Origin of the sequence: Massilia horti (assembly GCF_004614195.1) — a bacterium.
In the GTDB taxonomy this organism is placed as follows: domain Bacteria; phylum Pseudomonadota; class Gammaproteobacteria; order Burkholderiales; family Burkholderiaceae_D; genus Telluria; species Telluria horti.
In genome coordinates this window covers 1-13,249 of record NZ_SPUM01000094.1, presented here as the reverse complement: position 1 = coordinate 13,249, position 13,249 = coordinate 1, and the positions used below count along the sequence as shown (strand labels likewise).

Annotated in this window: 12 protein-coding genes; 6 read left to right on the top strand and 6 right to left on the bottom strand. The window is 66.8% G+C overall.

Features of this window, described 5'->3' with window-relative positions; genetic code table 11:
• Complete coding sequence (locus tag E4O92_RS13985; protein ID WP_135190350.1) at nucleotides 1-1,539, bottom strand: FAD-dependent oxidoreductase; 1,539 nt, start codon at nucleotides 1,537-1,539, stop codon at nucleotides 1-3.
• Nucleotides 1,540-1,793: 254 nt separating this feature from the next.
• Complete coding sequence (locus E4O92_RS13980; RefSeq protein ID WP_135190349.1) at nucleotides 1,794-2,072, bottom strand: hypothetical protein; 279 nt, start codon at nucleotides 2,070-2,072, stop codon at nucleotides 1,794-1,796.
• 128 nt (nucleotides 2,073-2,200) lie between these two features.
• On the opposite strand from E4O92_RS13980, the gene E4O92_RS13975 reads away from it, so the two are divergent.
• Nucleotides 2,201-2,737 carry a DUF488 domain-containing protein gene (locus tag E4O92_RS13975; RefSeq protein WP_135190348.1) on the top strand — a complete coding sequence of 179 codons (537 nt, stop codon included), beginning with the start codon at nucleotides 2,201-2,203 and terminating at the stop codon, nucleotides 2,735-2,737.
• A 29-nt stretch (nucleotides 2,738-2,766) separates the two neighbouring features.
• Here E4O92_RS13975 and E4O92_RS13970 read toward each other — a convergent pair whose 3' ends face one another.
• Nucleotides 2,767-3,873 carry a GGDEF domain-containing protein gene (locus tag E4O92_RS13970; RefSeq protein WP_167759791.1) on the bottom strand — a complete coding sequence of 369 codons (1,107 nt, stop codon included), beginning with the start codon at nucleotides 3,871-3,873 and terminating at the stop codon, nucleotides 2,767-2,769.
• A gap of 164 nt (nucleotides 3,874-4,037) precedes the next feature.
• On the opposite strand from E4O92_RS13970, the gene E4O92_RS13965 reads away from it, so the two are divergent.
• On the top strand, nucleotides 4,038-5,606 hold the full coding sequence (locus E4O92_RS13965) for a bifunctional aminoglycoside phosphotransferase/ATP-binding protein (protein WP_167759790.1): 1,569 nt from the start codon (nucleotides 4,038-4,040) through the stop codon (nucleotides 5,604-5,606).
• 133 nt (nucleotides 5,607-5,739) lie between these two features.
• On the opposite strand, the gene E4O92_RS13960 is transcribed toward E4O92_RS13965, so the two are convergent.
• Together E4O92_RS13960 and E4O92_RS13955 are read right to left on the bottom strand one after the other, a co-directional pair.
• Nucleotides 5,740-6,774 carry a hypothetical protein gene (locus tag E4O92_RS13960; RefSeq protein ID WP_135190345.1) on the bottom strand — a complete coding sequence of 345 codons (1,035 nt, stop codon included), beginning with the start codon at nucleotides 6,772-6,774 and terminating at the stop codon, nucleotides 5,740-5,742.
• A gap of 2 nt (nucleotides 6,775-6,776) precedes the next feature.
• Complete coding sequence (locus E4O92_RS13955) at nucleotides 6,777-7,271, bottom strand: universal stress protein (RefSeq protein WP_135190344.1); 495 nt, start codon at nucleotides 7,269-7,271, stop codon at nucleotides 6,777-6,779.
• A gap of 169 nt (nucleotides 7,272-7,440) precedes the next feature.
• Between E4O92_RS13955 and E4O92_RS13950 the strand changes: the two genes are divergently transcribed.
• Complete coding sequence (locus tag E4O92_RS13950; protein WP_135190343.1) at nucleotides 7,441-7,893, top strand: Hsp20/alpha crystallin family protein; 453 nt, start codon at nucleotides 7,441-7,443, stop codon at nucleotides 7,891-7,893.
• Nucleotides 7,894-8,072: 179 nt separating this feature from the next.
• On the opposite strand, the gene E4O92_RS13945 is transcribed toward E4O92_RS13950, so the two are convergent.
• Nucleotides 8,073-8,729, bottom strand: coding sequence for an isochorismatase family protein (locus E4O92_RS13945; RefSeq protein WP_135190342.1), 657 nt, complete (start codon nucleotides 8,727-8,729; stop codon nucleotides 8,073-8,075).
• Nucleotides 8,730-8,840: 111 nt separating this feature from the next.
• Between E4O92_RS13945 and E4O92_RS13940 the strand changes: the two genes are divergently transcribed.
• The 3 genes from E4O92_RS13940 (at nucleotide 8,841) to E4O92_RS13930 (ending at nucleotide 13,113) form a co-directional block, all read left to right on the top strand.
• Entirely contained in the window at nucleotides 8,841-10,181 is a 1,341-nt protein-coding gene (locus tag E4O92_RS13940; protein WP_135190341.1) for a nicotinate phosphoribosyltransferase, read from the top strand.
• 85 nt (nucleotides 10,182-10,266) lie between these two features.
• Nucleotides 10,267-11,250: a ribose-phosphate diphosphokinase gene (locus tag E4O92_RS13935; RefSeq protein WP_135190340.1), complete on the top strand. Its 984-nt coding sequence runs from the start codon at nucleotides 10,267-10,269 to the stop codon at nucleotides 11,248-11,250.
• Nucleotides 11,251-11,253: 3 nt separating this feature from the next.
• On the top strand, nucleotides 11,254-13,113 hold the full coding sequence (locus E4O92_RS13930; protein ID WP_135190339.1) for a glycosyltransferase: 1,860 nt from the start codon (nucleotides 11,254-11,256) through the stop codon (nucleotides 13,111-13,113).
• The last annotated feature ends 136 nt before the right edge of the window (nucleotides 13,114-13,249 follow it).

Sequence of the window (13,249 nt, the reverse complement as noted above, 5' to 3'; positions counted from 1 at the left end):
TCAGTCTTCGCCGGTATAGGCTGGAGGAGTCGCGGCATCACAATCGGGGCCGGTGCCGCGCGCGAGCGGTGCCAGCGCCGGTCCCTCGATCACCTGTCCGTCAGGCCGGAAGCGGCTGCCGTGGCAAGGGCAGTCCCAACTGGTTTCGGCCTCGTTCCACCTCAGCTTGCAACCCAGGTGCGTGCATTTGGCGGCGACCAGGAACAGCCGGCCCTGGTCGTCGCGCCAGGCCGCCACCGGCTTGCCGTCGATGTCTTCCTGCCGGCTGGCGCAGGCGGGCAGGTCGCCAAAGCGTTCGGCCACATCGGTCTCAAGTGCGAGCAGGTTCGGCTGCGGCGGTGACATCGTTTCCTTCGCGAAGGCCTTGGGACGTGGCGCGCTTGCGAGCCGCGCCGGCTGGAACAACGGCGCCCAGGCGTTTTCCGTGCCCGTCAACGCGTCGGCCAGCAGCATGCCCGCCAGCGTGCCCCAGGTCAGGCCATCGCCGGAAAAGCCGGTGGCGATCCAGGTGTTGTTGGCGTCGATGTTCTTGCCGATGTAAGGCAGCGCGTCTTTCGGGCGGTAGCGCTGGGCTGACCAGCGGTAGGCCAGCGGGCCGCCCTGGAACTGCAGCCGCCCGAACGCTTCCAGCGCGGCGTGCCGTCGCTCGGTATCGTCCACATCGCCGGTCTTGTGCGCGGCCCCGACCACGATCAGCCAGGTTTCGTCGTTTTTGGTGAAGGTGCGCACCGAGTGGTTATGTTCGCCGATCGACCAGTAGATGCCGGGGTCCGGCGCCAGGCTGTCGAGCCGGAAGGCGATCCCGTATTCGCGCACGACCTCCAGGCCAGACTGGACCAGGTGAACGCCGAGCGGCGTGTGGGTGGCAAGGATCACCTGTTTGCAGCGCACCTTGCCGGCCTGCGTGTGCACCGTGGCTGGTTCGTCGTCGATGCCGGTGACGTGGGTATTTTCGAACACGAGGCATTGTTCGCCGCTGATGTGCTGGGCCAGCTGGCGCACGTAGTCGAGCGGCTGGAACTGCGCCTGGTTTGCAACCTGCACCGTGCGCGTGGCGGCCAGCGGTGCGGGCGGCGCCGCTGCCAGCGTGGCTTGCAGTCCGGCGCGCTGGGCCGCGGCCAGTTCCTGTTCGACCTGCGCGTCAAACTCGTCGCTTGACGCCAGCAGGTACCATGGGCAGCGCGTGAAGGCGCAGTCAATGGCGAGCGACTGGCTGGTGCGTTCGATGAAGTCGACCGCGGTTGAACGCGACTGGGCCACCGCGCGCAGCACATCCGTGCCGTGTTTGTCTTCGATTGTCGCCAGCCGCAGGTCGACTGGCGCGTACAGGTTGCCCGTCGCGTGGCCGGTGGTGCCAGTGCCGATCCGGTGCGATTCGAGCAGCGCGACCTTGCGGCCGCGCTGGGCCAGCAGCATGGCCGCCGTCAGAGCGGTGATGCCCGCGCCGACGATCGCCACGTCGACCGAAATTTCGCCCTGCAGCGTGGGATAGCAGGGGCGTTTGTCGGCAGTGCCTTGCCAGAGTGAGGTGCGGTCCATCGATTCCTCCGCGAGACCTTGCGGTCGTTTCAAATGGCGCTGTCAACGTAGGGTGGGCAGGGTGAGGCTGGCCAATGGCCGGCCGAACGCCCACGCGTTCAACCATAAACGGCCATACCCGAACAGTTTCCCTGTTAGTTGAACGCGTGGGCGTTCGTAAAGTCGGCCATTGGCCAACTTTACCCCGCCCACCCTACGAAAGCCACACTTACCGGTGACAGCGCCTTTCAAGATGAGCATGCCTGAAACTACCTCTAGACGGGTATCTCGGACGTCCCGCCGGTAGCTCCGCCATAATTCTGCAGGTTGTCGAACAACAGGCGCCGGTCGTTCAGCGCGGCCAGGATCGCCTCGAGCTGCTCCTCATCGGGCTCGATGTAGACCATGACCTTGTCGATTTCGTTCTTCCAGTAGTGGCCGTAAGGGACCTGGGTTTCGGCCATGACCTTGGCGGCGAAGGTGCCGTCCTGCAGTTCGCCAAACAGCGTGACCCGCCCGGTCTGGGCGGTGGTGTTCTTGACGGTGATGCTCATGGTTGCCGTGGGTATGATGACGTGTTCACAAAGTCTAGTGTGCTTTGGCACGGGCAGGCGCACCGCTGGCGCGCGCCAGCGCGGCCGGGTTGGCCTGTACCATGGTTGTCAAACGAAGGAGTTCAAGCATGGAACCACCGCTCGTGTGCACGATCGGCCATTCGGACCGGCCGATCGAGGAATTCGTCGAACTGTTGCGCAGCAACGAGGTCGAGTGCGTGCTCGACATCCGAACGGTGCCCAAGTCGCGCCACAATCCGCAATTTAACCGCGATACGCTGCCCGCGTCGCTCGCGGCGGCGGGGATCGGCTACCGCCACATTGCCGGCCTGGGCGGGCTGCGCCACGCGCACAAGGATTCGCCCAACATGGGCTGGCACAACGCCTCGTTTCGCGGCTATGCCGACTATATGCAGACCGAGGAGTTCGCGCACAACGTCGACGCGCTCGTGCAGTTGGCGCAGGAGGAGCGCTGCGCCCTGATGTGCGCCGAGGCGGTGCCGTGGCGCTGCCACCGCTCGCTGGTGGCCGATGCGTTGCTGGTGCGCGGCATCCCCGTCGAACACATCATGGGTCCGAATAAGCGCAAGCCGCACACGCTCACGCCGTTCGCGCATGTGATTGGTGCGACGATCACGTACCCGGCCCCGCCCGACGGGGCGTGAGCGCATCTTTAATTGCGGTGGCCCGAAGTTCATGGCGCGGCCTGGTCGTGCGGCTGCGCGCCCGCGACCTGCGTCCGGTTGCGCCCGCCGCCCTTGGCCTGGTAGAGCGCATCGTCGGCTTCCTGCAGCAGCGATTCCCACTGGTCGCGGCCCGGGCCGAGCACCGCGATCCCGGTGCTGATGGTGAACTGCAGCGGGCCGCGCCCGGTGTCCAGGCGCAGGGCCTCGATGCTGCGGCGAATACGCTCGACGCAGGCGAACGCCTGGTCGGCCTCGGTCTCCGGCATCACGCAGACGAATTCCTCGCCGCCGAAGCGGCCGAACAGGTCGCCTTCGCGCAGGTTGTGGCGGCAGACGTTCGCCAGTTCGCGGATCACGTTGTCGCCGGCGACATGGCCATAGATGTCGTTGACGCGCTTGAAGTGATCGATGTCGATCATCGCCAGTGCGAGCGGGCGCTTGTGGCGCCGTGCCAGCGCCACTTCGCGCGCGCCGGCCTCGTTCAGGTAGCCGCGGTTGGCCGCGCCGGAGAGGCTGTCATGGCGGGCGCTGTGCAGCAGCTGTTTTTCGAACAGGAAGGCCTGGCGGCGGAAGGCGACGAGCACCGCCATCATGGCCGCCGCGATGCCCGCCGCGAACAGGTAGAGCACGATGGTGTTGATCAGGCCGTAGGGCGACATGGTGCCCAGGCCCAGCACGATCAGCAGCAGCGTGGACGGCAGCACGATCAGCACGAAAGTGGACAGGCGCAACGCCACCAGCGACACCAGGAACAGCGTGGCCGTGATCGCGGCCAGGCCGATCAGCAAGCCGTTGGGCAGCAGCGCGGCGCCTGCCACCATTCCGCTGGCATGGGTGGCGTAGATGAATCCGGCACGGTGGACCGGAGTCCAGGGCAAGCGCCACTGGCGATAGGCGATCGAGCCGATCAGCACGAGGGCCAGGCGCAGCGGTGCGGTCAGCGCGATCCGGGCCGGCATGATCCAGAAATCCCACAACGTGAACAGCACGACGGTGGCGCCGAACAGCGGCCCCCATAGCGGCAGCATGTGCGCCAGCGCCGCGTTATGCTTGGTGGCGAGTGCGCGCTCGTCTTGCTCGGGCAGCGTTTGGCCAAGGCTCAGTCCGAATGGCATGGTGAATCCCTCTCCGGCGTGCGGAACCTGTTTTGACCCGCGTGCGGGGCAATGCGTCATGCGGGAAGCGCGGCGATTGAGACGGATCAGAGATGTGGTATTGGCGATCGGGCGTCGTGTTGCCTCGTCTATGCTTGGTCCAGTCGAAAACAGGACCGACCACGATGGAATGTGAGATCAATTCGGACGAGCAAAAGACATTGGTGTCGGCGCTGCAAGCCAGCCTGCAGGCGCGTGGCGGCGTGGAACTGTTCGAGACCCACATCTCCTGGGTGCTGGTGGCGGGCGACGAAGCGTACAAGCTCAAGAAAGCGGTGCGCTTCGACTTTGCCGATTTTTCGACGCTCGAATTGCGCCGCCACCTGTGCGAGGAAGAGCTGCGCCTGAACCGCCGCCTGGCGCCACATCTGTATCTGGGGGTGCTGCCGGTGTCGGGCACGCCGGCGCGACCGCTGCTGGGCGATGCTAGCGCACCGATCGAGTATGTGGTGGGCATGCGTGCGTTTCCCCAGCAGGCGCTGTGGAGCTGGCGTATCGAGGCCGGACTGCTCGGCGGTGCCGAGGTGGATGACCTGGCGCGGCAACTGTCGGCATTCCACCAGGCGAACCAGCAGGCGCCGCGCACCAGCAGTTGGGGGACGCCGGCGGCGCTCTCCCAGGCATTCGAGCAGAACATGGACGCGCTGCTGCAATTGGTGCGCGGGCAACAGCACGAACAGGCCGTCGCGCTGCGCGACTGGCGGGGCCAAGCGATGCCGGTGCTTTGGCCGTTGTTCGCCGCCCGCAAGGCCGGCGGCGCGATCCGCGAGTGCCACGGTGATCTGCACTGCGCCAACATCCTGACGCTCGACGGCCACGTTGCCGCATTCGACTGCATCGAGTTCGACCCGGCGCTGCGCTGGATCGACGTGGCGCACGAACTTGCCTTCACGTGCATGGACCTGCGCCAGCGCGGCCGTGTGGCCTTGGCGGCGCGGCTGTTGGACCGGTATTTGGAAGCCGGCGGCGCCTACGAAGGCGTCGCCGTGTTCGAATATTACGTGGTCCTGTGCGCGCTGGTGCGGGCGAAGGTAGAGCTGCTGCGCGCAGGGCAAGTGGAGCCGGTAGCCGCCGCCAGGCACCGTGCAAACGCGTCGGCATTGCTGGCGACGGCGACTGCGGCCGCGCGCGTAGAAGCGCCGTCGATCATCGTCATGCACGGCCTTTCGGGCAGCGGAAAGTCGGCGCTGGCGGCGCAGTTGGCCGAGCTGTTGCCGGCGGTACGCCTGCGCTCGGACGTTGAACGCAAGCGCATGCATGGGCTGGCGCTGCATGCGCGGCCGGACGCAGATGCGAAGGCGCGGATGTACGGTCAGGCGGCCTCTAGCGCCGTCTATAACCGGTTGGGCGAACTCGCAGAGATTCTTGTGCGTGCCGGGAAGACCGCGCTGATCGATGCGTGCAGCCTGAAGCGGCGCGAACGCGACGCGTTCCGTGCGCTTGGTGCGCGTCTGGGGGTGCCGGTGCGGCTGGTCTCGGTGCGCGCGTCCGAGGCCACGCTGCGGCAGAGAATCCGGGAGCGAAGCGCACGCGGCGGCGATCCGTCGGATGCGGACGAGCGGGTGCTGGAATTGCAATTGCGGGTACAGGAGCCGCTCGCGCCGGACGAGATGGCCGATGTGCTGGTGGTGGAGAGCGATGAGTCACTCGATTTAGAGCGTGTTGTGCAGGCGCTCGTGAAGCGGTCGTCGTAGGGTGCGCACCTGTGCGCACGCGGTACGGTTGAATATCGTTGGCTCCTTTGCATACAACGCGCCGCGTGCGCAGGCGAACGCAAACTAGCCGCAACCGTACAGCGTGCGCACAGGTGCGCACCCTACGCCGCGATCAAGCACAGGCGCAGGCGATATGCTCCTCCGCCAATTCCAGGTAATGACAGGCCCTTCGAATCCAATGCGGCGAATGGCGGAACTTACTATCGAGCAGATGGCGCGTCGCGATCACCGCACGCGTGCTGGCGCGGCAGCTCTGATAAAAATGCAGCAGCGGCGCCGGCGGGTCGTCACCCGACAGCAGACGGTAGCTGCGCAGGATCGCATCGCCAGCCTCGGCGGCGCCCAGGCGCTCGCATTCGAGTGCGAGGAAGGCCAGTTCATCGGCCATGTCCGCCACGCGCAGCTCGCGCGCGAACTCGAGGCAGTCGATGACCGCGAGCGGCGTGCCGAGATAGACATGTTCGGGGCGCAGGTCGCCATGTCCCTCGACGATGCGGCCGGTGCGCGCACGTTCGTCGAGCAGCGGCCCCAGCGCGCGCAGGGCCGCGAGCTGGGCCTCGCACAGCGCCTGCACGTGTGCTTCGGGCAAATCTTCGCGGCCCTGCGACAGCTCGCGCGAACTGGCCGTGAGCTGGCCCAGGAAGCGGTCGCGGTAACGCTCGGCGCTCACTGGCTCGGGCGCGAGCGCCAGGTAGAACGCGACAAGCCGCTCGACCAGGCGCATCACGTCACCGTCGCGCAGCCTGCGGTTCATGATCGCGTAGTCGAGCATCTGCTCGGCGGGCAGGCGCCACATCCGGACCAGCCAGTCGACCACGCGGCCCTTGCCGGCCAGCGCCAGGTGGTGGCGCTCGACCGTCAGCGGCACCAGGCCCAGGTACACGTGCGGCGCCAGGCGCAGGTTCAGGCGCAGCTCTTCCTGGCAAAAATGCAGGCGTGCGGACACCGAGCGGAAATCCTGCAACTCGTAGCAGACCGGCTTCTTGAGCTTGTAGACGACGTCGTCGAGCAGGAACACCCACGACATGTGGGTTTCCAGTGCTTCGACCCGGTAGGTGGCTTCGGGGTAGCTGGACGGATGGCGCAGGAACGCGACCTTGGCGTCGAGGCCGGGTTCGGCCGCGCGGAGGAATCGCACCGGTGCCATTATCAGGTCACGGCAGCCTCGGCGCCGGGCGGGTGGCGCTCGAGGCGCTTGGCGTCGCCAGGCCGCAGCACCATGACCGGGATCGACGAATAGGCCAGCACGTTCTGGGTCACGCTGCCGGCCAGCAGACGGGACAGGCCGCGCCGGCCGTGGGATGCCATGAAGATCAGGTCGCAGTTGTACTTGCTGGCCGCGGCGATGATTTCCTGGTACGGCACGACCGACAGCGCGATCTCGGTACGCACCGGCACCCCGGCGGCGCGCGCTGCGGCCGCGACCTGCTCGACATTCTGCCGGGCCAATTCCATCAGCGTGCGCGTTTCGAGGCCGGGATCGATCACCATCGCGGCTTCCGCCGCTGGCACCTGCGGATAGGGCTCGGCCACCGAGAACGCGATGATCTCCGACCCGCACAGGCGGGCGAAGTCGATGGCGGCCGCGGCCGCCTGTTCCGACAGTTCGGAGCCGTCGGTCGGCACCAGAATGCTCTTGTACATGGTGGGAGCGCTCCTCGGAATCGGTATCCAGTCTGTGCGCCAGCACTCCTGGGGTCTTTGATGCACCTCAAATTGTCCCCCGGAGCAAGCACGGCCAAGCACGGTCCAAAAAAAGCGCAGTCCACTGGGCCGCGCCACATGCAATTTTGCTGACTTGAGGAGAAATACGATGGCGAGCAACCTAACGCGCTTCGAACCGTTCGGCGATATCTCGCGGTTGAATCCCCTGCGCACAATCGACGAGCTCTTCCGGGAGCTGACCCCGCGCGGCATGCTGCGCGAGCTGCAGCAGTCCGAGCCGATGATCAACGTGGAGGTGACGGAGAACGACCAGACGTACACGGTCCGGGCCGAAATTCCCGGGGTGAAGAAGGATGACATCAAGGTCGACGTGCGCGGCAATCGCGTGTCGATCACCGCCGAAACCAAGCGCGAGCAAGAACAGAAAGAAGGCAACCGGCTGCTGCGCAGCGAGCTGTACTACGGCCAGATGAGCCGTACCATCATGCTTGAACAGGAGGTCGATGACACCAAGGCCCAGGCCAAATATAACGACGGGGTGCTGGAGCTGACCCTGCCCAAGCGGGCCCCGGCGGGCGGCAGCAAGCTGCAGATTCAATAAGCCGTACGGATGCCGGCCGGGCGCCGCATGCCGCGGCGACGGCGCGGCATCGATTGTGCTCAGTGCAGGTGCCCGGTTGCTTGCGCTGTGGGTTCTTGTGCTGTGGCGCGCGTGGCGCATCGGGCTCCCGCGTTGGCAGTGAAGCGAACAACGGCCGGACGAGCGGACCCGCCGCCGATTCATTCGGGCGGATCGAGCAGCTTGTCCTGGGATTCGACGCCGGCTGGGTCGACCAGCGCCGCCTCGTTGAGCAGCGACGCCGGCCGGCTGTGCACCAGCAGCGCGCCACGCTCTGCCATCAGGGCGAGCGCGCGCTCGCCGTCGCCCGGGTTGGCATCCACCGCGCGCACCGCGTCTTGCACCACCATCACGCGAAAACCGGTGGCGAGCGCATCGCTGACGGTATTGAGGACGCAAAAATCGGTGGCCAGGCCCAGCACGGCGAGCCGCTGCACGCCGTGCGCGCGCAGCTGTTCCGCGAGCGCAGTGCCGCGAAAGCCCGAGTACGCGTCCTCGTCGCGCCCGGTCGCCTTCGAGATGATCGCCGCGTCTTCCGGCACCTGCAGCGCATCCGGAAACGCCGCGCCATGCGTGTGGGCGATGCAATGCGGCGCCCACGGTCCACCGCGTTCCTGGAACGAACAGTGACCGGGCGGATGCCAGCAACGCGTAAAGAATAGCGGAAAGCCGTGCTCGTGATAGAGCCGGATCAGCTGGTCGGCCGGTGCAATCACGTGGTCGCCTTCCGGCACGGCCACGCTGCCGCCGGGCAGGAAATCGTTCTGGATGTCGACGACCAGCAGCGCGTCGCCGCGGGTCAAGGCAATTTGTCGCATGCGTCTTCGACACTCGCAACAGCCCATGGTTTGCGCGCCTGTTTGCGCGGCCTCAAACACCCGAGCGACTGCCTTCGTACGCTAGCGGGGCATACGGACCCCGGGGGTGCGATGGACACAGCCGCGTCGGTGCTGCTGACCGACTTGTACGAACTGACCATGCTCCAATCGTATTACCGTAGCGGCATGAACGAGCCGGCGGTATTCGAATTTTTCGTGCGTTCACTGCCGCAGTCCCGCAATTTCCTGGTTGCCGCCGGCCTCGAGCAGGTGCTCGAATACCTGCAAACGCTCGCGTTCTCCCCCGAGGACATCGGATCGCTCCAGGCGCTGGGCCGCTTCGATGCCGGCTTCCTGGAGTCGCTGCGCGATCTGCGCTTCGGCGGCGATGTCGACGCCGTGCCCGAGGGCACGATCATGTTCCCCGGCGAGCCGCTGCTGCGCGTGCGCGCGCCGCTGCGCGAGGCCCAACTGGTCGAGAGCCGCGTGATCAACCTGCTGCAGTTCCAGACCATGATCGCCTCCAAGGCCGTGCGCTCGGTGCTGGCTGCGCGCGGCAAGCAACTGGTCGATTTCGGCATGCGCCGGGCGCATGGCGCCGAGGCGGCCCTGCTGTCGGCGCGGGCCAGCTACCTCGCCGGGTTCGACGGCAGCGCCACCGTGGCCGCCGGTGTGCGCTTCGGTATTCCGCTGTTCGGCACGATGGCGCACTCGTTCGTACAGGCGCACCAGAACGAGGCCGAGGCGTTCGCGGCCTATGCGCGTACCTTTCCCGGGCGTACCACGCTGCTGATCGACACCTATGACGTGCAGGCTGCCGCCCGGCTCGTCGCGCGCCTGGCTGGACAGGACGGGCTCCGGTTCGAGGGGGTGCGCATCGACAGCGGCGACCTGGCCGACTACGCGCGGGAAGTACGCGCTATTCTCGATGGCGCCGGTTGCCGCGAGATCGCCATTTTCGCCAGCAGCAACCTGGACGAATACCAGGTCCAGGCGCTGGAGCAGGCGCGCGCCCCGATCCAGGGCTACGGCATCGGCACCCGCATGAACACGTCGGCCGACGCGCCGTTTCTCGATTGCGCCTACAAACTGGTCGATTATGCGGGGCGGCCGGTGTCGAAACTTTCCACCGGCAAGGCAACCTGGCCAGGGGCCAAGCAGGTATTCCGGCGCGACGGTTTACGTGGCGAGATCGCGACCGATTGCCTGGCGCTGGAGGGCGAACAGGACGCGGGCACGCCCTTGCTGGTGCCGGTGATGCGCGCCGGCCGGCCTCTGGCGGCTCCCGAGCCGCTGGCCACGCTGCGCGAACGGGTACGCCTGCAGCTCGAGCGGTTGCCCGCGCCACTGCGCGCGCTCGCCCCGGCGCAGCCGTACCCGGTGACGATTTCACCGGAGCTGCAGGCGCTGGGCCAGCAGGTCGAAGTGCGGCAACGGCTGATGCACGCCTGATCTCGCGCAAGCGCGCGAGCCGCCGCGGCTTCTATTCTGGTGCTCGTCTCCACACCGCCGAATTGCCAAGCCCATGAGTCTCACCATGTCCCAGGCGCCACTGCAGCTTTTCGCGCTCAACACCAGCCGGGTGTTCGGAGACGAAGTATCGAGCGCACTCGGGCAGGCCTTGAGCCCGCATGAGGAGCGCGAGTTCGAGGACGGCGAACACAAGGCGCGGCCGCTGGCCAATGTGCGCGGGCGGGACGTCTACGTGCTGCAGTCCCTGCATGGGGACGGCACCCAAAGCGTCAACGACAAGCTGTGCCGGCTGCTGTTCTTCGTCGGCGCACTGCGCGATGCCGCCGCCGGCCGGATCACGGCGGTGCTGCCGTACCTGGCCTATGCGCGCAAGGACACCAGGACCAACCCGCGCGATCCGGTCACCCTGCGCTACGTGGCGGCCATGTTCGAGGCGGCGGGAACGGATACGGTGCTGACTCTCGACGTGCACAATGTCAGCGCATTCCAGAATGCGTTTCGCTGCCGCACCGACCACCTGGATGCCTGCCAACTGTTCGCCGGCCACTTCGCGCCGCTGGTGCAGGGTACCGAGGTGGTCGCCGTGTCGCCCGACTCGGGAGGAGTCAAGCGGGCCAACCTGTTCCGCAAATGCCTCGCGGCTCGCCTGAACGCGCAGGTCGGCATGGCCTACTGCGAAAAGTATCGCAGGGCCGACACGCTCAGCGGCGAGCTGCTGGTCGGGGACGTCCGCGGCAAGACCGTCATCATTTATGACGACCTGATCAGCAGCGGCCAGACCACCGCGCGCGCCGCACGCCTGTGCCGCCAGCAGGGCGCCAGCAAGGTGTACGCAGCGGCCAGCCACGCACTGTTCCAGCCGGGTGCGGCCGAACTGCTGGGCAACGCTGGCATCGACGCGATCGTGGTCACGGACAGCGGCGGGCCGTGGCGGCCGGGGCAAAGCCTGCCGCCGCGGCTGTCCGTGGTGAGCTGTGCTCCGCTGTTCGCCCAGGCGATCAGGCGCATGCACGAAGACGGATCGGTGTCCGACCTGGTGGCATGGTGAGCCATGGCCTCAACGAGCGTTCCGCGCGTCAGCGTACTGATCCCCACCTTCGAGCAAGCGCACTTCATCCGCCGTGCGCTCCACAGCCTGTTCGCCCAGAGCCTGGTCGACTGGGAGGCGGTGGTCATCGACGACGGCTCGCTCGACCACACCCTGGAGGCAGTGGCGCCGTGGCTGGCAGACTCGCGCTTGCGCTATGTGCGGCTGGCGAGGAACAGCGGGCTCGGCGCGGCGCTCAATGTCGGGCTGGCGCAGACCCACGCACCGTTGGTGGCCTACCTGCCCAGCGATGACGTCTTTTACCGCGACCACCTCGCGCTGCTGGCCGCCTGCCTCGAACGCGCGTCCCAGGCGGTGCTGGCGTGCTCCGGCGTGCGCCATCACTACAACCGCAGCGCCCCCGGCCAGATCCCCGGCGGCTGGCTGCAGCTTGCGCAATGCATGCACCGGCGCACCCCAGACCGATGGACCGAGCGCGACGAACTCGAGTCCGACGACCTGGAGCGCCTGTTCTGGGGGCGCCTGCGCGCCCGGGGCAGTGTGGTGGAGAGCGGCGTCGTCACCTGCGAATGGGTCGACCATCCGCACCAGCGCCACAAGCTGATGCAAGAGCCTGTCGGTGGCATCAACCCGTTCCGCCAGCATTACCGCGTGATCCAGCCGCTGCGCTTCCACACCTCGGTCGGCAATGCGATCGACGAGCCCGGCCAGTACCGCGCACCGCGCAAACGGCCGCACGCGCCGCTTGCCGAGGACGGCCTGAAGATCCTGCTGGTCGGCGAACTGGCCTACAACGCCGACCGCGTGCTGGCGCTGGAAGAGCAGGGGCACGCGCTGTACGGCCTGTGGACACGCCAGCCATACTGGTTCAACACGGTCGGGCCGCTGCCGTTCGGCCATGTCGAAGACCTGCCGTACGACAACTGGCGCGAAGCAGTCATGCGCGTGCAGCCGGACCTGATCTATGCCTTGCTCAACTGGCAGGCGGTGCCGTTTGCGCATGAAGTCCTGGTGGCCACGCCCGGCATCCCCTTCGTCTGGCATTTCAAGGAAGGGCCATTCATCTGCATTGAAAAAGGCAGCTGGCCGCAGCTGGTTGACCTGTTCCGTTACTCCGACGGGCACATCTTCAGCAGCCCCGAAATGCGCGACTGGTTCGATACCGTGGTGCCCGGACTGTCACGCTCGCGGCCCTGCCACGTGCTCGACGGCGACTTACCCAAACGCGACTGGTTCGACACGCGGCGCTCGCCGCTGCTGTCGAGCACCGAAGGCGAAGTGCATACGGTAGTGCCGGGACGGCCGATCGGCCTGCATCCGCACACGATGGCCGAGCTGGCGGGGCAGGGCGTGCACCTGCATTTTTACGGCGACTTCACACATGGCCAATGGCGCGAATGGATCGCCAAGTGCCGCACCCTGGCGCCGCGCCACCTGCACCTGCACGCGCACGTCGACCAGGACCGCTGGGTGGCGGAGTTTTCGCGTTACGATGCCGGCTGGCTGCACGCCTTTGCCAGCGAAAACGGCGGCGAGATCCGGCGCGCCAACTGGGACGACCTGAACTACCCCGCGCGCATCGCCACGCTGGCCATGGCCGGCCTGCCCTTGATTCAGCGCACGAACGACGGGGCGGTGGTAGCCACCCAGGCGCTGGCGCGACGCCTGGGGATCGGCGTGTTTTACGACAGCATCGAGGAACTGGGCGCCAAGTTGCACGACCACGACAACATGGGGCGATTGCGAGCGCGCATGTGGGACCAGCGTTGCCAGTTCTGCTTCGATAACCACGTCCCTGCGCTGGTTGCGTTCTTCCGCAAGGTGGTCGCCGGGGCTGGCAGCGGACGGCGGGTGGCTGAATGATTGGCCCGCCGCCTCGGTCCAGGTAGCGGCCGCAGTCTCAGAGGTCGAATCAAAAGGCGTTGTCACCGGTAAGTGTGGGTTTTCGTAACGTGAATCAACCGCATGTCGAAGGCGTGACTATGCCTCGCCGAAACAT

Bases quoted from the DNA above. Each gene is read 5' to 3' on its own strand.
- E4O92_RS13945 (WP_135190342.1), bottom strand. From the start codon at position 8,729: ATGCGACAAATTGCCTTGACCCGCGGCGACGCGCTGCTGGTCGTCGAC.
- E4O92_RS13935 (WP_135190340.1), top strand. From the start codon at position 10,267: ATGTCCCAGGCGCCACTGCAGCTTTTCGCGCTCAACACCAGCCGGGTG.
- E4O92_RS13980 (WP_135190349.1), bottom strand. From the start codon at position 2,072: ATGAGCATCACCGTCAAGAACACCACCGCCCAGACCGGGCGGGTCACG.
- E4O92_RS13965 (WP_167759790.1), top strand. From the start codon at position 4,038: ATGGAATGTGAGATCAATTCGGACGAGCAAAAGACATTGGTGTCGGCG.
- E4O92_RS13955 (WP_135190344.1), bottom strand. From the start codon at position 7,271: ATGTACAAGAGCATTCTGGTGCCGACCGACGGCTCCGAACTGTCGGAA.
- E4O92_RS13940 (WP_135190341.1), top strand. From the start codon at position 8,841: ATGGACACAGCCGCGTCGGTGCTGCTGACCGACTTGTACGAACTGACC.
- E4O92_RS13975 (WP_135190348.1), top strand. From the start codon at position 2,201: ATGGAACCACCGCTCGTGTGCACGATCGGCCATTCGGACCGGCCGATC.
- E4O92_RS13970 (WP_167759791.1), bottom strand. From the start codon at position 3,873: ATGCCATTCGGACTGAGCCTTGGCCAAACGCTGCCCGAGCAAGACGAG.
- E4O92_RS13985 (WP_135190350.1), bottom strand. From the start codon at position 1,539: ATGGACCGCACCTCACTCTGGCAAGGCACTGCCGACAAACGCCCCTGC.
- E4O92_RS13950 (WP_135190343.1), top strand. From the start codon at position 7,441: ATGGCGAGCAACCTAACGCGCTTCGAACCGTTCGGCGATATCTCGCGG.
- E4O92_RS13960 (WP_135190345.1), bottom strand. From the start codon at position 6,774: ATGGCACCGGTGCGATTCCTCCGCGCGGCCGAACCCGGCCTCGACGCC.
- E4O92_RS13930 (WP_135190339.1), top strand. From the start codon at position 11,254: ATGGCCTCAACGAGCGTTCCGCGCGTCAGCGTACTGATCCCCACCTTC.